The 19,980-nt window shown below is 46.4% G+C and carries 21 protein-coding genes; 12 read left to right on the forward strand and 9 right to left on the reverse strand.

Annotated features, from left to right (window positions below; genetic code table 11):
* Nucleotides 1–250 precede the first annotated feature (250 nt).
* The 6 genes from cytR (at nt 251) to rraA (ending at nt 5,732) form a co-directional block, all read left to right on the forward strand.
* Nucleotides 251–1,255 (forward strand): DNA-binding transcriptional regulator CytR, encoded by a 1,005-nt coding sequence (gene cytR, locus OCU60_RS01380; RefSeq protein WP_074372208.1) that lies wholly within the window; start codon nt 251–253, stop codon nt 1,253–1,255.
* Nucleotides 1,256–1,372: 117 nt separating this feature from the next.
* Nucleotides 1,373–1,921 (forward strand): SPOR domain-containing protein, encoded by a 549-nt coding sequence (locus tag OCU60_RS01385; protein WP_074372207.1) that lies wholly within the window; start codon nt 1,373–1,375, stop codon nt 1,919–1,921.
* A 142-nt stretch (nt 1,922–2,063) separates the two neighbouring features.
* Nucleotides 2,064–2,603, forward strand: coding sequence for an ATP-dependent protease subunit HslV (gene hslV / locus OCU60_RS01390; protein ID WP_074372206.1), 540 nt, complete (start codon nt 2,064–2,066; stop codon nt 2,601–2,603).
* A gap of 44 nt (nt 2,604–2,647) precedes the next feature.
* Nucleotides 2,648–3,979, forward strand: coding sequence for an HslU--HslV peptidase ATPase subunit (gene hslU / locus OCU60_RS01395; protein ID WP_074372205.1), 1,332 nt, complete (start codon nt 2,648–2,650; stop codon nt 3,977–3,979).
* A 181-nt stretch (nt 3,980–4,160) separates the two neighbouring features.
* Nucleotides 4,161–5,078, forward strand: a complete 918-nt coding sequence (locus tag OCU60_RS01400; RefSeq protein WP_074372204.1) for a 1,4-dihydroxy-2-naphthoate polyprenyltransferase — start codon at nt 4,161–4,163, stop codon at nt 5,076–5,078.
* A gap of 75 nt (nt 5,079–5,153) precedes the next feature.
* A complete protein-coding gene (gene rraA / locus OCU60_RS01405; RefSeq protein ID WP_074372367.1) occupies nt 5,154–5,732 on the forward strand; it encodes a ribonuclease E activity regulator RraA in 579 nt (192 codons plus the stop codon).
* Between the two features lie 36 nt (nt 5,733–5,768).
* Here rraA and OCU60_RS01410 read toward each other — a convergent pair whose 3' ends face one another.
* On the reverse strand, nt 5,769–7,163 hold the full coding sequence (locus OCU60_RS01410; RefSeq protein ID WP_074372203.1) for an MATE family efflux transporter: 1,395 nt from the start codon (nt 7,161–7,163) through the stop codon (nt 5,769–5,771).
* A 132-nt stretch (nt 7,164–7,295) separates the two neighbouring features.
* Nucleotides 7,296–8,066: a triose-phosphate isomerase gene (gene tpiA / locus OCU60_RS01415; protein ID WP_074372202.1), complete on the reverse strand. Its 771-nt coding sequence runs from the start codon at nt 8,064–8,066 to the stop codon at nt 7,296–7,298.
* Nucleotides 8,067–8,272: 206 nt separating this feature from the next.
* Here tpiA and OCU60_RS01420 point away from each other — a divergent pair, with 206 nt between their 5' ends.
* Nucleotides 8,273–8,623, forward strand: coding sequence for a tautomerase family protein (locus OCU60_RS01420; protein WP_074372201.1), 351 nt, complete (start codon nt 8,273–8,275; stop codon nt 8,621–8,623).
* 157 nt (nt 8,624–8,780) lie between these two features.
* Here OCU60_RS01420 and OCU60_RS01425 read toward each other — a convergent pair whose 3' ends face one another.
* Together OCU60_RS01425 and OCU60_RS01430 are read right to left on the reverse strand one after the other, a co-directional pair.
* The gene (locus OCU60_RS01425) at nt 8,781–9,122 is read right to left on the reverse strand and encodes a DUF3135 domain-containing protein (RefSeq protein ID WP_074372200.1); all 342 of its coding nucleotides are present in this window, start codon (nt 9,120–9,122) and stop codon (nt 8,781–8,783) included.
* A gap of 130 nt (nt 9,123–9,252) precedes the next feature.
* Nucleotides 9,253–9,873, reverse strand: a complete 621-nt coding sequence (locus OCU60_RS01430) for a helix-turn-helix transcriptional regulator (RefSeq protein ID WP_074372199.1) — start codon at nt 9,871–9,873, stop codon at nt 9,253–9,255.
* Nucleotides 9,874–10,119: 246 nt separating this feature from the next.
* On the opposite strand from OCU60_RS01430, the gene OCU60_RS01435 reads away from it, so the two are divergent.
* From OCU60_RS01435 to OCU60_RS01445, 3 genes are all read left to right on the forward strand, one after another.
* Complete coding sequence (locus OCU60_RS01435) at nt 10,120–10,410, forward strand: co-chaperone GroES (RefSeq protein WP_059119701.1); 291 nt, start codon at nt 10,120–10,122, stop codon at nt 10,408–10,410.
* 75 nt (nt 10,411–10,485) lie between these two features.
* Complete coding sequence (gene groL / locus OCU60_RS01440; RefSeq protein WP_074372198.1) at nt 10,486–12,126, forward strand: chaperonin GroEL; 1,641 nt, start codon at nt 10,486–10,488, stop codon at nt 12,124–12,126.
* A gap of 112 nt (nt 12,127–12,238) precedes the next feature.
* Complete coding sequence (locus OCU60_RS01445; protein ID WP_074372197.1) at nt 12,239–13,717, forward strand: ATP-binding cassette domain-containing protein; 1,479 nt, start codon at nt 12,239–12,241, stop codon at nt 13,715–13,717.
* Nucleotides 13,718–13,723: 6 nt separating this feature from the next.
* Here OCU60_RS01445 and epmB read toward each other — a convergent pair whose 3' ends face one another.
* The gene (epmB, locus tag OCU60_RS01450; RefSeq protein ID WP_074372196.1) at nt 13,724–14,746 is read right to left on the reverse strand and encodes an EF-P beta-lysylation protein EpmB; all 1,023 of its coding nucleotides are present in this window, start codon (nt 14,744–14,746) and stop codon (nt 13,724–13,726) included.
* Between the two features lie 34 nt (nt 14,747–14,780).
* Here epmB and efp point away from each other — a divergent pair, with 34 nt between their 5' ends.
* Complete coding sequence (efp, locus tag OCU60_RS01455) at nt 14,781–15,347, forward strand: elongation factor P (protein WP_074372195.1); 567 nt, start codon at nt 14,781–14,783, stop codon at nt 15,345–15,347.
* Nucleotides 15,348–15,449: 102 nt separating this feature from the next.
* Here efp and frdD read toward each other — a convergent pair whose 3' ends face one another.
* From frdD to frdA, 4 genes are read right to left on the reverse strand one after another with little or no spacing between them, the layout of a single operon-like run.
* Nucleotides 15,450–15,812 carry a fumarate reductase subunit FrdD gene (frdD, locus tag OCU60_RS01460; protein WP_074372194.1) on the reverse strand — a complete coding sequence of 121 codons (363 nt, stop codon included), beginning with the start codon at nt 15,810–15,812 and terminating at the stop codon, nt 15,450–15,452.
* 10 nt (nt 15,813–15,822) lie between these two features.
* Nucleotides 15,823–16,206 (reverse strand): fumarate reductase subunit FrdC, encoded by a 384-nt coding sequence (gene frdC / locus OCU60_RS01465; RefSeq protein WP_074372193.1) that lies wholly within the window; start codon nt 16,204–16,206, stop codon nt 15,823–15,825.
* A 5-nt stretch (nt 16,207–16,211) separates the two neighbouring features.
* Complete coding sequence (locus OCU60_RS01470; RefSeq protein WP_074372192.1) at nt 16,212–16,952, reverse strand: succinate dehydrogenase/fumarate reductase iron-sulfur subunit; 741 nt, start codon at nt 16,950–16,952, stop codon at nt 16,212–16,214.
* A 2-nt stretch (nt 16,953–16,954) separates the two neighbouring features.
* Complete coding sequence (gene frdA, locus OCU60_RS01475) at nt 16,955–18,757, reverse strand: fumarate reductase (quinol) flavoprotein subunit (protein ID WP_074372191.1); 1,803 nt, start codon at nt 18,755–18,757, stop codon at nt 16,955–16,957.
* A gap of 212 nt (nt 18,758–18,969) precedes the next feature.
* Here frdA and epmA point away from each other — a divergent pair, with 212 nt between their 5' ends.
* Nucleotides 18,970–19,947: an elongation factor P--(R)-beta-lysine ligase gene (gene epmA / locus OCU60_RS01480; RefSeq protein WP_074372190.1), complete on the forward strand. Its 978-nt coding sequence runs from the start codon at nt 18,970–18,972 to the stop codon at nt 19,945–19,947.
* Nucleotides 19,948–19,980: the final 33 nt, after the last annotated feature.

Here is a 19,980-nt window from a genome sequence, read left to right on the forward strand (position 1 = left end):
TCCCCCACTCTCTATCCGGTAAGTCGGAAGTTCATTGGCGTGGATTGAGATTTTTGTCGCGATATAAAACCTATGTATCGTGATCTATTTCTCGTTTATGATGTAAGAAGTGTTAAATAGACCGTAACTTTATCCGTAGAAATGCTTAAACTGTGAAAGCACATACATCAAGCTCTTGATAGATATATCAAAAATATGTGCAATCAATCAGTTTTATAGCAAATACTATTTTGAAAGAGGGTTTTAATGTATGGCGACAATGAAGGATGTTGCTCAACTAGCGGGAGTGTCGACCGCGACCGTATCTAGGGCATTGATGAATCCCGAAAAAGTGTCGCCTACGACAAGAAAACGGGTTGAAGATGCAGTCCTTGAAGCCGGATATTCTCCGAATTCACTGGCACGAAATTTAAGACGTAACGAATCAAAGACGATTGTTGCGATTGTTCCTGATATCTGTGATCCGTATTTTACTGAAATAATCCGGGGTATTGAGGATGCTGCTGTCGAGCATGGTTATTTAGTGCTACTTGGTGATAGCGGACAACAGAAGAAACGCGAAAGTTCTTTTGTTAATCTGGTCTTTACCAAACAAGCCGATGGCATGTTACTCCTTGGTACCGATTTACCATTTGATGCCAGTAAGTCAGAACAGAAAAATTTACCTCCGATGGTGATGGCCTGTGAGTATGCACCGGAGCTGGAATTGCCGACCGTCCATATAGATAATCTGACTTCTGCGTTTGAAGTGGTCAATTATCTCACTCAGATGGGCCATAAAAAGATTGGTGAGATTGCCGGCCCCGATTCAGCGGCTTTGTGTCATTTCCGTCATCAGGGATATATGCAGGCTTTAAGACGTGCCGGTATTACGATAAATCCTGCGTATCATTACAAAGGTGATTTCAGTTTTGAAGCGGGTGTGAAAGCGATTCGGCTCCTTTTAGGGTTGTCTGAGCCTCCGGGGGCTGTTTTCTGCCACAATGACATGATGGCTATCGGTGCCATTCAGGAAGCAAAACGCCTGGGTGTCAGAGTGCCTCAGGACCTGTCGGTGGTTGGTTTCGATGATATCAACTTTGCTCAGTATTGTGATCCACCATTAACGACTGTCTCTCAGCCTCGGTATGAGATTGGCCGTCAGGCGATGCTGATGATGTTAGAGGTGCTCCGGGGGCACGATGTTCGGGCGGGCTCTCGTTTGCTGGAAACAAAACTGGTGATACGAGAAAGTGTTGCTTCTCCTCGCGGATAACGCTGCGTGGGTGACATTGGCAACCTCAAGAATGCTGATGTGTCTTGTGCTCAGAGTTGTGCTTCCGCATGGTCTTCTTTAACATACAGTCATTGTTTGTAAGGTAAGCATAATTTAGTGGCTAATAAAGACTATGTGAAACGGGGCAGTGCAGCAAAGAAAACTGCGCGTAAAACCCCGAAGAAGCGCCCTTGGTTGAGTGGTACGCTTGCTGTAATTGTGGTGGCTGTGTTTGGATATGGCTTGTATACACTGGGTATACAGCCGTCTCCGCCAGCAAAGCATGCGCCTGTGGTTCATAAACCCGAAGTGAAGCCATCAACGCATGACAAGCACAAGAGACTTCCTCCCCCACCGGCTGAAAAATGGGATTATGTGGATACCTTGCCTCAGCGTGAGATAGAGGTCACCCCGAAAGCGCTGAAAGTATCGAAAATTCCGTACATAATGCAGTGTGGTGCATATAAGACGATGGCCCAGGCTGATAAACGGAAACTGGATATCGCTTTTCAGGGAATTAAAAGTAAAATCCGCAAGAGAGAAGATAGTAGCTGGTATCGCGTGGTGATCGGTCCTTACAAATTTAAACGTGATGCTGAACGTGATCGGCACAAACTTCAGCGCGCGAAGATTGAACCCTGCGCGATTTGGAAAGAAAAGCAATAGACACGTTTCTCCCTATCCTCCGGAGCTGGTCACAGAATTCCGGAGGAAATAACAACGATATCCCGCCTTTTGACTTGAATTCAAACAAGCTTGTCCTTATATAGTTTTCTAACACACTTTATAAAATGGAAGAGGTCCTCTCGTGACTACAATCGTATCCGTCCGTCGTGATAATCAAGTCGTTATTGCCGGAGATGGTCAAGTTTCTCTGGGTAATACCGTGATGAAAGGAAATGCCCGCAAGGTGCGCCGTCTGTATAACGATAAGATACTGGCTGGATTTGCTGGCGGTACAGCGGATGCATTTACATTGTTTGAGCGGTTTGAAAGCAAGTTGCAAATGCATCAAGGACATCTGGTCAAGGCGGCGGTTGAACTTGCCAAAGATTGGCGAAGTGATCGCGCCTTGCGCCGTTTGGAAGCGATTTTAGCCGTTGCTGATGAGACCGCTTCACTTATTATTACCGGTAATGGTGATGTTGTTCAGCCAGAACATGATTTGATCGCAATTGGCTCTGGTGGCAATTATGCTCAGGCTGCTGCGACGGCTTTACTCGAAAACACCGATCTGAGCGCGCAGGAAATCGCTGAAAAAGCGCTGCAAATTGCAGGCGATATCTGTGTGTTCACTAACCATTTCCAGACTATCGAAGTGCTTGATATTCCTCAAAGTGAATCATAGAAACTATTCGATAGCGTCTGCAATACAGAACAAAGGAAATAAGCATGTCTGAAATGACTCCTCGTGAAATTGTTCATGAACTCAATCGTCATATTATCGGTCAGGACAACGCGAAAAGAGCGGTCGCGATTGCTTTACGTAATCGCTGGCGTCGCATGCAGTTGGAAGAAAGTCTGCGTGTCGAAGTGACGCCCAAAAATATTTTGATGATTGGTCCAACTGGGGTGGGTAAAACTGAAATTGCCCGGCGTTTGGCTAAGTTGGCGAATGCGCCATTTATGAAGATTGAAGCCACAAAATTTACTGAAGTCGGTTATGTCGGTAAAGAAGTTGAATCGATTATCCGTGATCTGACGGATGTTGCGGTGAAAATGACCCACCAGCAAGCGATGGAAAAAGTGCAGTTTCGAGCCGAAGAATTAGCTGAAGAGCGCATTCTCGATGTATTGCTGCCGCCAGCGCGTGACTCTTGGGGCGAAGAAGAGCGAGCCGAAGATACTTCCCATACCAGACAGGTATTCCGTAAGAAATTACGTGAAGGTCAGCTCGATGATAAAGAGATTGAAATCGATGTTGCTGCACCGCAAATGGGCGTTGAAATTATGGCGCCTCCGGGTATGGAAGAAATGACCAACCAGTTACAGGGCATGTTCCAAAATCTGGCCGGAAACACCCAAAAGAAACGCAAGCTGAAGATTAAAGATGCGTTTAAGGCGTTGACGGAAGAAGAGGCTGCGAAACTGGTCAATCAGGATGAACTGAAAGAACAAGCCATCTTCAATGTTGAGAATCACGGTATTGTGTTTGTCGATGAGATTGACAAGATCTGTAAGCGTGGTGAAGTCTCCGGCCCTGATGTTTCGCGAGAAGGGGTACAGCGCGATCTGTTGCCACTGATCGAAGGCAGCACCGTATCGACTAAGCATGGCATGGTCAGAACGGATCATATTCTATTCATTGCTTCCGGGGCTTTTCAGGTTGCTAAACCGTCGGATTTGATTCCTGAATTGCAAGGGCGTTTACCGATTCGAGTGGAGTTGGAAGCACTGAGCAGTGATGATTTCAAACGCATCCTGACCGAACCGAAAGCATCGCTGACGGAGCAATATCAGGCGTTGATGGCCACAGAAAATGTTTCGATTGAGTTCTCAGAAGATGGAATTGAAAAGATTGCGGATGCCGCTTGGCAGGTGAATGAAACCACTGAGAACATCGGAGCGCGTCGTTTGCATACTGTGATGGAACGATTGATGGATGAAATTTCTTTCGATGCGACCGATAAAGCGGGCTCGTCATTCACCATCAATGCTGATTATGTGAAAGAGCGTCTCGGTGAGTTGATTGGTGATGAAGACCTCAGCCGCTTTATTCTGTAAGTGTTAAATCGATATGTGACAGAGGCAGTGATGCCAGTGTTCTCCGGTACCTGTTGGTATGGTTAGTTCATTGGGTGCTTTGATGTCATCTGGATGTAAAAGCTCGCATTTTTATGCGGGCTTTTTATTATCAATGATTTCGTCGTATACTAGAGCCCTTGACGTCCACTAGGCTGTAATCATGATGAACTCTATTTCGATTTGGATGGATGCGGCTCGACCGAAAACCTTGCCTTTGGCATTGATTTCGATCCTCACAGGAAGTGCCTTAGCTTTTTCTGAAAAGCATTTTTCTTGGCCGATAGCAATGTTAGCTTTGGTCACTGCTATTTTACTGCAAATCTTGTCCAACCTTGCCAATGATTATGGCGATGCGGTGAAAGGAACCGATAATGACGCCCGATTAGGTCCCATGCGAGCAATTCAGTCGGGGGCCGTGACATTGAAAGACATGAAATATGCCATGATGATCAATGTGCTGCTCACTGTTGTTTCTGGCATGGCGTTGATCCTGTATGCCTTGGACTCGCTTGACAATATTCTGGTTTTTATTGGCCTTGGCGTCATGGCGATGATTGCTGCGGTTGCTTATACCATGGGGAATAAGCCTTATGGCTATGTCGGGCTTGGTGATGTCTCGGTATTTGTCTTCTTTGGCTTGTTGGGCGTGTCCGGGACTTATTTTCTCTATACCGGTCATTTGAATACGACGCTACTACTGCCATCGATCGCTTGTGGTTTATTGGCTGTCGCGGTATTGAATGTCAATAATATGCGGGATATCGAAAATGATGAAATCTGCGGCAAGCGAACAATCGCAGTTCGTTTAGGACCGATTCTGGCAAAAAAATATCACTTTATTCTGTTAGCCGGAGCTGTCTTCACGTTTAGTTTATATCTGTGGTTACAGACCGATCCGCTCTGGCTTGCTCTTCCTTTTCTGCTCAGTTTGGTGGCGATGGTCAAACATGCAGTTGCCATCTGGGAAGCAGAACAACCGGTGCACATCGCACCGATGTTACCTGCGGTGGTTCGATGTTCTATTGTGACAAACTTATTGTTTGTCGGGGTTGTCATTGCTCAAACACTGATCAGTTAATTGAGCTTTGTCATTGCAATGACTTACATAGTCGATATACTCGTTTAAGATACTTTCGCTGTGAGAATGGTTGCCATGGAATACAATACATCTGCACTTTGTGATATTTATTTCGATCAGGTTGATGTTGTAGAACCGATGTTCAGTAATTTTGGTGGACGAGCCTCTTTTGCCGGCCAGATAACAACGGTCAAATGTTTTGAAGATAATGGTTTGATCCGTGAAGTGCTTGAGCAAGACGGTTTGGGACGAGTGCTATTGGTTGATGGCGGTGGTTCTTTGCGTCGTGCCCTGATTGATTCTGAATTAGCTGCGCTCGCCGAAGAAAATGAGTGGGAAGGCCTGGTTGTTTACGGGTGTGTTCGTGAAGTGGACGAATTGGAAGAAATGAATATTGGTATTCAGGCCATGACATCAATTCCTGTTGGTGCCGCTGTACAAAGTATGGGTGAAATTGATATTCCCGTTAATTTTGGCGGTGTCACCTTCTTGCCAGAAGATTACCTTTATGCAGACAGTACCGGTATCATTCTTTCTCAGGAACCTTTGAATACTGACCTTGAAGAGGCTGAGTTGGATGAGGAAGAACTCGATGACGATGATGTCATTGACGATGATGATGTTATTGTCGAAGAAGATGAAGAACGGATTTAATCTGGATTTTTGTCTGATGTCAGAGCCGTTTATTGCTTACGGCTCGTCGTCTTCCTTCTCGTGACTGACTTTCTTGTCACTGGCTTCCTTGTCATTGGCGCTCAGGCTTTGTCGTCGTAAAGATAAAGCCTGAAAATATCCAAATATCCCACCAAGAATGTTGCCGATAGCAATCCCTGCAAATAACCCATTGATCTGCCAGAGTTGTGAGCCGATCCAAGCCGAAGGCAGCGTAAAAAGAAACAGACGCATAAAGTTCCAACTGAAGGCTCTCAGCGGTCGGTTGAGTGCGTTCAGCGCTGAAACAATCATCATCACAATCCCCTGAAATCCATAGCTCAATGGCACAATCAGCAGATAATGCCAGAGTATTTCTCGAACCTGTATTTCCTGTGAGAATAGCGCCGAAATAGGGATACTTAGCGGGACCATCATTAAGAAAATAATGCCCTGGAACACGACAGAAAACCGGATGCTTAAGAAAAGCCCGGCAAAGCCTCGTTGTGGGTTATCGGCACCAAAATTCTGCGCTAAAAAAGGTGTGAGTGTTGATGTTAACGACATCAGCACCAGAATCAGAATTGATTCAACACGTTGTGCTGCACCATATGCGGCGACCGCTACCGTGCCATGTTGGGAGAGCAGTATCATTAACAATGCACCGGAAATCGGGTTCATCGCGTTGGACAGTGCCGCGGGTGTTCCAATCCGTAAAACCTGCTTCCAGTCTTGCCATAATGAACGCCAATCCGGCCGGGTGACGAGCCGTTTCCGATAGAATAAAATATATAATGTTCCAACCAAGGCTGTGCACCAGCTAATCGCACTGGCTATTGCAGCACCTTGAATTCCAAGCTCGGGGAAAGGCCCGTAACCGAAGATGAGTAATGGATCTAAAATACCGTTAATGGCGCCAGAGAGGATCATGAGTAATGCCGGGGTTCTGGTATCTCCGGTTGCCCGGATGGCACTGTTCCCGGCCATGGGAATGACCAGTAATGGTATAGCAATATACCAAACGGACATATATTGCTGTATTAAAGGCAGTAATGCTGGCTGAGCACCGAGTAAGGTAAAAAGAGGCGAGATGGTTAACAAGCCAACGGCAGAAGCAATACTGACTAAAACCACAGCCAGCAGTAACCCATGAATTGTCAGGCGAGCAGCATTATGTATCGATTTCTGGCCCAACAAATGTGCAATACTGGTCGATAAACCAATCCCGATACCCATGGTGATGCAGTTCACAGCAAAAGTCACAGGGAATGTATAGCTGATGGCTGCCAGAGCTTGGGTCCCGAGCAGAGAAATAAAATAGGTATCGACTAAGTTGAACATCAGCACCGATATCATGCCGAAGGTCATTGGGATTGTCATCCGGCGGAGTACGATAGGAATTGGTGCCGAAAGCAGCCCGTGTTTATCATGCATAGAGAAGAAGGATGTCTATCGGAGGAACCGGGATGACAGCATACTTGATTCTGGTTAAAACAGCCAGTTTAGTCCCTGAGTGATAAAAAGGCCGGCAAATGCCGGCCTTGAAAATACATCAATACTTGCTCGTTATGCTTTGGCTGCCGCTGCTGCTTTCGCAATCGCTGCAAATCCTTTCGCATCTAACGCTGCACCACCCACCAATGCGCCATCGATGTCTGGTTGAGAAAACAGTTCTGCTGCATTTTCTGCTTTAACGGAACCGCCATACTGGATGATGACATTTTTAGCAACTTCTTCACTTTCTTTCGCAATATGAGCACGGATAGAAGCATGAATTGCTTGCGCTTGTTCTGCTGTTGCTGCTTTACCGGTACCGATAGCCCAGATCGGTTCGTAAGCGATAATCGCACCATTGAGTGCTTCAACACCTTGTGTTTTGATAACTGCGTCAAGTTGGCGTGCACAAACGGCAAGTGTTTCACCCGCTTCGTTTTGCGCTTCTGACTCACCGATACACAATACAGGTGTCAGGTCATTTTCTTTCAGGAAAGCAAATTTTTGTGCAACGAACTCATCAGATTCATGATGATATTCGCGACGCTCAGAGTGACCGATAATGATGTGTGTTGCACCAAAGTCTTTCAACATTTGAGGAGACATATCACCAGTGAAGGCACCACTGTTGTTGACATCAGTATTTTGTGCACCCAGGATAATCTTATTTCCGCCTTCTTTAATTAACCGTTCGGCAAGGTCAAGATACAACGCTGGTGGTGCAACCGCGACGTCAACACCGGCAACGCCTTCAAGTTCAGCATTCAGGCCAGAGAGCAGGTCTGTGACCATCGTTTTACTTCCGTTTAATTTCCAGTTACCCATAACAACAGGACGACGCATAGGAATATCTCCAAATTCAGTGAGTATAAAAACGTGACTTTGACAGAATATAACAGATAAAACCCAGTAGATCATGATACGAATCATGACTTTCTTGGTTAGAGCATTGAGATAGTTTCTATTTGGTTCTATTTTACCAGAGCGATTACAGTGGGGGCGGGAAGCTCCGAAATCTTCGGCAGTATGTCATGATAGGGATACATCATATGATCAATCTTCGGATGGAGTATTCAGCGCCAGTTGATGAACGCGTGAATATTTCTCGGTTGCTGGAAGACCTTCATCAAGTGTTACTCCACGATGAAATCATTCAGCGATTCGGTTTATCAGTCAAAAGCAATGCCATCCGGAGCCACCAGTGGTTTGTCGGTGAACAATTAGATTCTGCTGATTTTATACAGTTGATTGTGGAAGTGAGTCAGGAATATGTCACGGATATCAGTCACTCTGTTATAGAAAAACTGAGCGAACGCTTTCAAAAAGACGCGGCTAAAATTGAAAATCTTTCAGTTTTTTTGAGAGTGATTGAACAGCACTATATTCGGCACCGCAGTTAAAAATACCCTCAAGAGAGGGCAGGGTAATAACAAGCTTAAGATTTCAAACGCCTAGAGATCGTGTCAAGCCATATTGGTGTGTAGGCTGCCTCGTAAAGGCATATCTCTTTTCAGATTTCAGACGCATCCTTATATCTATGGTTTCACTATCTCTGATTTAAACATGCGGCCTGTATCGATGAAACGGAATCACATCAGCAGGGCTGGGGGTGTCGTCCGTTGAGTTACTGGTTAACGCATTCTGGAATTTTACCATCTGAGCACTCAACTCTCTCATCAGTTTTACATTGGCATGATCCGCATTTTTGCAGGAATGCACGACTCTATCGATGTGGCTTTGTTGAGCCCAGAGCCGGTCTTGCATTTTTCGCGATGATGAGAGAATCATCTCTTCACAGATGTCACGTTTGAGCATCGCGAATGCTTGCGGATTGTGTTTAGCCAGTGCTACCAGCTCATCAAATGGAGGGAGCTCGGTATAAAAACTTGGTGCGGCCATATATCACCTCAGTTTCTTTGTATGCCAACCTATGACTCAAATTAAGTTCGTTTAATTTAAATACTACTCAATGATAAACCAAAATTGAACAAATTGTGAACTTAATGTGAGAACTTCTAACAAATGGGGGCTAATTGAGTTTTTTGATAATATAGCTGCAACGGCGATGTCCGGAGACGATATGTTCTTGGCGTTCGATAGTACACAAGCCTTCAAGCAGCGACTGAAAGATGTGTAACTCAGATTGGCAAAAGCTTTGGCAGCGCATCGCTGCTTTGCATATCGGGCAATGGTTCTCGATGAGACGGTAGCCGTCCGATAAAGTTTCCAGCTGGACCATATAGCCTTCTCTCTCTCGTAAGGTGACTAGCATCTCCAGTTTTTCTTCCAGTGTCGCACAAGCCTGAATCTCGGCACTGTATTGTGACAATGTCTGCGCTTCTCTGGTCGCGACGATTTTAGCGATACCTTCTGAGCCGTATACCTGCTCTATTGCATCAATCACCTGAAGTGTGAGTTCACCATGACGGTCGGCAAAGTACGCATGTCCATTCTCTGTCAGTGTCCAGTGGCGAGTCGGGCGCCCCACCTTGACTTTGACATCATAAAAATGGATCAACCCATCCTCTTCAAGTGACTGAAGATGTTGACGGGCTCCCATCGTTGTGATTGCGAAGCGATCGGCAAGCTGTTTCGCAGTGACTGCGCCTTCTCGCTTAAGCGTATGCAATATCTTGTCGGCTGTTTTCATCGGTGTCCTCTTTGCTCCGCCTATTATTCAGACTTCAGTTAATAAAGTAAACAATTGACTATTGGCTGGCGATGAGAAGCTGTCGGAGCGAAAAACGCGGGAATGATTATTATTTTGTTATGTAGATCACGTTTTTTTGCCTGTTTACCCTTGGGATATTTACTTTCCTCCCCCACATAGAAAACACAAGCTGATAAACAGCATTTTCATAAACAACACAAATAATTAAATCAGGAGAGACGACCGATGAATATTCGTCCATTACATGACCGAGTTATCGTTGAACGCCAAGAAGTTGAATCCAAGTCTGCTGGTGGGATCGTTTTAACTGGTTCTGCGGCGGAAAAATCAACACGTGGGAAAGTGCTTGCTGTCGGCAACGGCCGAGTACTTGAGAATGGGACTGTTCAGCCGCTGGACGTCAAAGTTGGTGATACTGTTATTTTTGCTGAAGGTTACGGCACCAAGTCGGAAAAGATCGATGGCAAAGAAGTATTGATCCTTGCTGAAAATGACATTCTGGCGATTGTCGAATAAAAGTAGGCGTTGAGTAATTGTTGCTCTTATTCAAAACAATTGACGAAAACCGAATTAAGAAATAGGGAATAAAAGATGGCTGCTAAAGACGTTAAGTTTGGAAATGATGCACGAGTAAAAATGCTGGAAGGTGTAAACGTTCTGGCTGACGCAGTAAAAGTAACATTGGGCCCCAAAGGCCGTAACGTTGTTCTGGATAAATCATTTGGTGCGCCAACCATTACTAAAGATGGTGTTACTGTTGCACGTGAGATCGAACTGGAAGATAAATTCCAGAATATGGGCGCACAAATGGTGAAAGAAGTTGCATCTCAGGCAAATGATGCAGCTGGTGACGGGACAACGACTGCAACAGTTCTGGCTCAGTCTATCGTCAATGAAGGTCTCAAAGCGGTTGCTGCCGGCATGAACCCGATGGATTTAAAACGTGGTATCGATAAAGCAGTGATTGCTGCGGTTGAAGCGCTGAAAGGCCTGTCTGTACCATGTGAAGATAACAAAGCGATCGCACAGGTTGGTACAATCTCTGCGAACTCTGATGTCAGCGTGGGTAACATCATTGCCGAAGCAATGGAAAAAGTCGGTCGCGACGGGGTTATCACCGTTGAAGAAGGTCAAGCGCTACAAGATGAGCTGGATGTCGTCGAAGGGATGCAGTTTGATCGTGGCTACCTGTCACCTTACTTCATCAACAACCAAGAATCTGGTTCTGTTGAGCTGGACAATCCATTTATCTTGTTGGTTGATAAGAAAATATCTAATATTCGTGAATTACTACCAGTGCTTGAATCTGTTGCAAAAGCGTCTCGTCCTCTGCTGATTGTTGCAGAAGATGTTGAAGGCGAAGCATTGGCGACACTCGTTGTGAATAACATGCGCGGTATCGTGAAAGTTGCTGCTGTGAAGGCCCCTGGTTTTGGAGACCGTCGTAAAGCGATGCTTCAGGATATTGCGGTTTTGACTGGCGGTACGGTTATCTCTGAAGAAATCGGTCTGGAGTTGGATAAAACAGCACTGGAAGATTTGGGTCAGGCAAAACGTGTCACTATCACGAAAGAAAATACCACAGTCATTGATGGCGCTGGTGAAGCTGCTGCAATTGATGGTCGTGTTGTTCAGATTCGTCAACAGATTGAAGAAGCAACATCTGACTACGACAAAGAGAAGCTTCAAGAGCGTGTTGCTAAACTTGCCGGTGGTGTTGCTGTGATTAAAGTGGGCGCCGCAACTGAAGTTGAAATGAAAGAGAAGAAAGACCGTGTCGAAGATGCTTTGCATGCGACTCGTGCTGCTGTTGAAGAAGGTGTCGTTGCCGGTGGTGGTGTGGCACTGATTCGTGCAGCTTCTCAATTGACTGAACTGACCGGTGACAACGAAGAACAGAGCGTTGGTATCCGTGTTGCACTGCGTGCGATGGAGTCGCCAATTCGTCAGATCGTATCAAATGCGGGTGATGAAGAGTCTGTTGTGGCGAATAACATCAAAGCCGGTGAAGGTAACTATGGTTATAACGCTGCTACAGGTGAATACGGCGATATGATTGAAATGGGTATTCTTGACCCAACGAAAGTAACCCGTAGTGCACTTCAGTTTGCAGCATCGATTGCTGGTCTGATGATTACGACTGAAGCGATGGTCACTGAAGTACCGAAGAGCGATGGCCCGGCAATGCCTGATATGGGCGGCGGCATGGGCGGTATGCCAGGCATGATGTAATTCATTCATCATCTGAGCATGATTTGAAAAGGGTGAGGTTTTCCTCACCCTTTTTTCATTTTAGCGGTGGCTGGTATAGGATGTTGATCTTCTTTCTGACGATGGTGTGGCTATGTTAATTCAAGGGTTAAGTTATACGTATGCAGCAGAACAGCTGAATATTTCCCACTGGGAGCTTCAGCCTTCACAGCATTGGGGGGTGTTTATTGCTCATGCGCAGAGTAGTGAACTTCTAGTTCGCCTTTTTTCCGGTACGTTGGCAGAAAATGAACAGGCCATTGTAGGCAAACCAGCAAGTGTTGGCTTAGTGTCTCTGTCTGAGCAGCAGCGGTTACTGGATGATGAAATCGCCAAAGATGAAACCGATTTTCAGGACCATATCGATTATGGTTCTACGGTCGAGACGCTGTTACGGGATACCGGATGCACTGAAGATGAATTTGCATATTTGCTTGATCTGACCGATTTGAACCATTTGAGGACCCGGGGATTTCGCCAGTTATCAACCGGTGAGACACGACGCTTAATGCTGGCTCGGGCGTTAGCGGGAAAACCGGAACTACTTATCTTGCATGAACCTTATTCGGGATTAGATGTAGCGCATCGTCGTCAGCTAACCGACTGCTTGAATCAACTGGCTGGTGAAATGCAATTGGTTGTGATCACTTCAAGAGAAGATGAACTCCCCGAATGCCTCACCCATATCGCCTTGTTTGATGACGAACAGTTGACCCAGACCATGACGATTGAACAATGGCGCCAGCATCCGATTTTAGAGCAACTGGCGGCCCTGACAGAGAACAAGCAGGAAGCATGGCTGGCGCTGAGTCAGCAATATGCGCCAGACACCACAATGGTGAATCCGAGAGTGGTGATGAATCAAGTCAAGGTCGAGTATACGGATGGTCTGATTTTTCAGGACTTGTCGTGGCAGATTCAAGCGAACCAGCATTGGCAGATTCGCGGCCCGAACGGATGTGGTAAAAGTACCTTACTCGGTCTGATTTTGGGTGATCATCCTCAGTGTTACTGTAACGATATTACCGTGTTGGGAATGCGGCGCGGCAGTGGTGAGAGTATCTGGGATATTAAGCGCCATATTGGTGTGGTTTCTTCTGCGCTTCATCTGCAATACCGAGTGAATTGTCCGGTTTTGGATGTGTTGTTATCAGGTTTTTTTGACTCGATCGGTCTTTATGAAAAGCCGTCGGCAAAGCAAGTGCAGATTGCCCGACATTGGTTAGATGTGTTGGAAATGAGTCATTATGAAAAGCACACATTCAAGCAACTGGATTATGGACAACAGCGATTATTGCTCATCGTTCGTGCGTTAATTAAACAGCCGGTGTTACTGATTCTCGATGAACCCTATCAGGGTCTGGACTACTTAAACCGCCGTTTGGTGATGACTGTGCTCAATCGTCTGGCGGAATTGAAGATGACGCAGTTATTGTATGTTTCTCATTACGAGGAAGATCGACTCTCTGCAATCCGTAATTATGTGGATTTTGTTGCGGCGCCAGAGGGCGGCTACCGAGTCTGTATCTCAGAGGATGCGTCACATCCTCCGGATGACATTTTTCTTCAATGATTCAGGTTATTCTAAATGGAGGTCCAGTGGGGTTTTGCTGCTGCGGCCACCAATTTCCCGGGTCAGTCTGGGGACGAGGTAACCGGAGAGTTGTTCAATCACACCTGCCATAATTGTTTTTGCTTCCTGATCAGAAACAAAGAAATGCGCGGCCCCCTGAACTTTATCCAGAACATGTAGATAGTAGGGCAGAACGCCAGCCTGAAACAGCGCTTCACTCAGTTTGACCTGAGCTGCAACCGAGTCATTGATTCCCTTGAGCAGAACCGCCTGATTAAGCAGAGTGACGCCCGCCTGACGCAGAGAGGTCATGGCCTGACGAAGTGATGCATTGATTTCATGAGCATGATTGATATGAGAGACAAAAACCACATTCAAACGGGTTTGAGCGAGTAACTCCGTCAGTATCGGGGTGATTCGTTCAGGAATCACGACAGGCAAACGCGAATGAAATCGCAGTGTCTGAATGTGTGGCATCAAAGCAATCTGCTCGATCAACCAACGGAGTTCATGGTCTTTCGCCATGAGTGGGTCGCCACCGGACAGAATCACTTCATTCAATTCAGCGTGTTGTGCGATGTAATCTAAGTTTTCTTGCCAGACTGTTTTATTGCCCTTGTTGTCCTGATAGGGAAAATGTCGGCGAAAACAGTAGCGACAGTTGATGGCACATGCACCTTTTAAAATCAGTAATACCCGATTCTGATATTTGTGTAATAGCCCCGGGTGTTGATTGTTCTGTTCTGCCAGCGGATCCGTTGAGAATCCCGGCAGAACGTCGAATTCCTGACTGAGCGGTAGCACTTGGCGCAATAGCGGATCAAACGGATTACCTTTTTCCATACGCTCGACAAAGCTAAGCGGTACCCGTTGTGTGAAAAGTTTTCTGGCTTTAAATCCTGGCATCCAAGGTGTTGGATCAATTTCCAGATATCTGAGTAGTTGCTCTGGATCTGAGATCGCATTCGCAAGTTGTTTGAGCCAGTTTTGCTCAACAGATTCAATTTTTCGGGTTATTATGTGCGGCATTGAATTTAACTCGAAGTATAAGTAAGAGGAAATAATGGCTACTGTTAGCACGAATGAATTTAAAGGCGGTCTGAAGATTATGATCGATAACGAGCCCTGTGTCATTCTCGAAAACGAGTATGTAAAACCGGGTAAAGGTCAGGCGTTCAATCGCGTTAAAATCCGTAAATTGCTTTCCGGCAAAGTGTTGGAAAAAACCTTTAAGTCCGGAGACTCTGCAGAAGTCGCAGATGTCATGGATATCGACCTGGATTATCTTTATTCCGATGGCGAATTCTATCATTTTATGAATAGCGAGACATTCGAACAAGTTGCTGCTGATGCAAAAGCTATCGGTGACAATGCGAAATGGTTAGTTGAAAATAATGCATGTATGCTGACCTTGTGGAATGGCAACCCTATCGCTGTGGCACCACCTAACTTTGTTGAGTTGGAAGTGATTGAAACGGATCCGGGCCTGAAAGGTGATACTCAAGGAACTGGCGGTAAACCAGCGACACTATCGACCGGTGCGGTTGTTCGTGTGCCTCTGTTTATTCAGATCGGAGAAGTGATCAAAGTTGACACGCGTACCGCTGAGTATGTGAGCCGCGTAAAATAAACGGGCGTTAGCATGGGGTCGCGATGAGTATCTGCTTCATGTGGGGTTAAATAAAAAGGGCTGCCGAATCGGCAGCCCTTTTTGATTGCACGTGAATATCGTTTAGATCATGAAAATGAACACGATAGAGAGCGCGGAAATGATCGCTGCAATACCATAACAGGCGATTTTACCCACCACACCGGTATGGATTTTCAGGTCATGCATCCCGTGATGAACACGGTGCATTGCGTGCCATATCGGGAGTGCAATTGTTGCAATCACAAAGAGTGCACCAATGATATTGGTCGCAAAGCCTGCAACACGGTCATAGCTCAAGGCATCCGCATCAAGCATTCCCAGCGGCCCCATGACCCCCAATACAAAAATGGTGATTGGGGTAATCATGGCAAACCATGTGCCACCGGCACCGAACAGGCTCCACCAGATTGGTTCGTCTGAACGTTTTGGATTTTGGTTAATCACGTGAGTCTCCTTAAACGATGATGAGCACAAAAACAGAAATCACAGCAACGACAACCCATTGGCTCAGCACGATAATTTTCTTATCGATTAACTTGCCTTTCAGTCGCATCGGTACCACTTGCGGCATCATGCCAAAGAACGTATAGGCATGAAACAAACTGGCGATCAGCGCAATGATGTTAATCACAATCACTAGCGGGTTTGCCATAAAGTCCAGCCATGATTGCCATGCTTCCGGCCCCTTCACCAGACATCCCAGACCGACAGTGAGGAAGAGGGTAAACACGATTAACGGCAGAACCGTTGCCTCACGGATCATATAGAAGCGATAGAACGGATTGCTTTTCCACCACGTCCGTTTCACTTCTCTTACATAGGGCTTACGATTACTCATCTCTTTTATGCCTCCTGAGGTTTCAACATCGCGATGACAAAGTCCATGGACGACGCCACTTTACCTTGGTTGACCGCCGCTGCCGGATCGACACTCTTCGGACACACTTCAGAGCAGTAACCCACAAAGGTACAACCCCAAGCCCCGTTTTCGCCATTGATCAGTTTCATCCGCTCGGCCTGACCATGGTCTCGGCTGTCGAGGTTATAACGATGCGCCAATGTCAGGGCGGCCGGGCCGATAAATTCCGGATTCAGGCCGAACTGCGGACAGGCGGCATAACACAAACCACAGTTGATACAGCCGGCAAACTGTTTATATTTTGCCATTTGCTCCGGGGTTTGCAGGTTGGTGCCGTCTTCCGGTTTACGATCATTACCGATGATATAAGGTTTAATGGCTTCCAGACGCTCGATGAACGGTGTCATATCGACAATCAGATCTTTTTCAATCGGGAAGTTTGCCAGTGGCTCGATTTTCACGCCATTCGGGTAGTCGCGCAGAAAACTTTTACAGGCGAGTTTCGGTACCCCGTTGACCATCATGCCACAAGAGCCACAAATCGCCATCCGACAAGACCAACGATAGGAAAGGTCCTTGTCCAGATGATCTTTCACATATGAAATCGTGTCGAGGATCGACATGGTTTCATTGAAAGGGACTTCAAAGGACTGGAAGTAAGGCTCCGCATCTTTTTCCGGGTCATAACGCAGAATGTCCACTTTTTGAATACGTTGGGTGACCATGATTATTTCTCCTCTGCGCTCTGTTTGGCTTCTTCGGCTGCGGCTTGCTCCGCTGCTTCACCGTAAAGACGAACTTTCGGTTGTGACTTGGTGATGGTGACATCACTGTAGTCGATTCGAGGCGCTGCATCTTCTTGATAGAATGCCAGTGAGTGTTTGAGGAAGTTTATATCATCACGCTCGGTACAGTCTTCATCGAGACGTTGGTGTGCCCCACGGGACTCTTTACGGAGAATCGCCGAGTGAGCCATTGCTTCGGCAACTTCCAGACTATGACCGATTTCAATCGCGTACAGTAGGTCAGTGTTAAAGACTTTACCTTTGTCTTTGATGCTGATTTTTTTATAACGGGCTTTCAGTTCAGCCAGTTTATCAACGGTCTGTTGCATCAGATCTTCCTGACGATAGATCCCACATCCGGCTTCCATGGCATTGCCCATTTCAGTACGGATATCGGCCCAGTTTTCATCGCCTTCCTGATTCATCAGAGATTGCAGGCGTTGTTCAACAGCTTTGACCTGCGCTTCAATGGCTTGATCATTCCAGCCTTTGAATGCTTCAACTCGTTTGACGGCGTGTTCACCGGCAACACGACCAAATACAACCAGTTCAGCCAGTGAGTTCGAGCCGAGACGGTTCGCCCCGTGCAGACCGACAGAAGAGCATTCTCCGACAGCAAACAAGCCTTGGATCCGTGTTTCACATTGACCGTTCGTTTCAATCCCACCCATGGTGTAGTGCACCGTCGGACGGATTGGGATTGGCTCTTTGACCGGATCGACATTCACGTAAGCTTTGGCCAGCTCACAAATAAATGGCAGACGCTCATGCAGATATTCCTCGCCCAGATGACGCAGATCCAAATGGACGACATCACCGAGTGGGTGTTCGATGGTGTTGCCTTTTTGTTGTTCGTGCCAGAAAGCCTGCGAAACTTTGTCACGCGGACCGAGTTCCATATATTTGTTTTTCGGCTGGCCGACTGGTGTTTCAGGACCCATGCCGTAATCTTGTAGGTAACGGTAGCCGTTTTTATTGACGATAATACCGCCTTCACCCCGACACCCTTCGGTCATCAGGATCCCTGTACCGGGCAGACCGGTCGGATGGTACTGGACAAATTCCATATCGCGAAGTGGTACACCGTGACGATAGGCCATTCCCATACCATCGCCGGTTACAATGCCGCCATTGGTATTACATTGATAGACACGACCTGCACCACCGGTAGCCAGAACGACAGATTTTGCTTTAATCGTTACCAGTTCACCTTCCGCCATATGAATGGCAATTAAACCTTGCACTTGACCGTCGTCGACCAACAGGTCAACCACGAAGTATTCATCAAAGCGTTTGATTTGTGGATATTTCATGGATGTTTGGAACAGGGTATGCAGCATATGAAAACCGGTTTTATCTGCGGCAAACCAAGTTCTCTCAACTTTCATTCCACCGAAACGGCGGACGTTGACTTCACCATTTTCTTTCCGGCTCCAGGGGCAGCCCCATTGCTCCATCTGGATCATTTCCCGGGTTGAATTTTCGACAAAATACTCCACGACATCCTGTTCACAAAGCCAGTCTCCACCACCGACAGTGTCGTTGAAATGGTTATCTAAGCTATCCTCATCCTTGATAACTGCTGCGGAGCCTCCTTCTGCGGCAACAGTATGTGAGCGCATAGGATATACTTTTGAAATCAGAGCCACCTGTAAATCAGGGTTGGCTTCTGCGGCAGCAATCGCAGTACGAAGACCAGCGCCACCAGCGCCGATGACCGCGATATCTGTGGTAAGTGTTTGCACAGTTATCCTCCAGTGAGTGATTTGCGGGAATCCCGCTTATAATCTAAAAACATAGTGTTTTTAGGGTCTTTCTAGTCTAATTGAAGTCATATACTGAAAAAATTGATTTCGTTAGGTTTTTAATCGAATATCATGCTTTGCTGTCGATATAATTATCCCATGTGTGATTGCTTTCACGTTTTAGATTTTATTGTGTAGGAACCCAACTTTTCATGCCGAGTCACCTATCCTGGAAACCAACGATTTCAATGTTTCACCTGCGCGAGCGTTTTCGATTAATGAATGCTATCCGGCATTTTTTGACCGAAAGGGGCGTTTTGGAAGTGGAAACCCCCTCAATGAGTCTTGCGACCGTGACGGATGTTCACTTACAAACCTTCAAAAGTCAGTTTTTCGGACCTGATTTTGCCTCTGGTCAAACCGTATATTTCATGACAAGTCCTGAGTTTCATATGAAACGTCTGCTTGCCGCCGGTTCTGGTTCGATCTTCCAGCTTTGTAAAGCATTCAGAAATGAAGAGAGCGGTCGCTATCACAATCCTGAATTTACTTTACTGGAATGGTATCGAGTCGGCTTTGACCACCATCAGTTAATGGATGAGATGGATGATTTACTGCAAGATATCTTGGTGTGTCCGCCTGCACAACGCATCACTTATCAGCAAGCATTTTCTGAGCATGTTGGTGTCTGCCCTTTATCTTGTGAGATGGATGAATTGCGAATGAAAGCTCAGCATTTTGGATTTGCTGACATTGCTGAGCATGAACAGGATCGGGATACACTTTTGCAACTCCTGTTCAGTATGGTGGTGGAACCGGCGATTGGTCAGACGGCTCCGGTGTGTGTTTATGATTTCCCGGCCTCTCAAGCAGCGCTTGCGCGAGTGAGTGCGGATGATCATCGGGTCGCTGAGCGGTTTGAAGTCTATTTTAAAGGCATTGAACTGGCGAATGGTTTTCATGAACTTGATAATCCGCAAGAACAACTGCGCCGTTTTGAAGCTGATAATGAGAAAAGGTTACAAATGGGGTTGGCGCAACAGCCGATTGATTATCATCTGATTCAGGCACTTGAGGCTGGCCTGCCTCATTGTGCCGGTGTTGCGCTGGGTATTGACCGGTTAGTGATGCTGGCTCTCGGACAGTCCCATATACAGGACGTGATCGCGTTTCCTTTTTCGAATGCTTAAAACGGGTAATGACTGAAAATGAATAGCGACTGC

Origin of the sequence: Vibrio spartinae, assembly GCF_024347135.1 — a bacterium.
GTDB classification, from domain to species: domain Bacteria; phylum Pseudomonadota; class Gammaproteobacteria; order Enterobacterales; family Vibrionaceae; genus Vibrio; species Vibrio spartinae.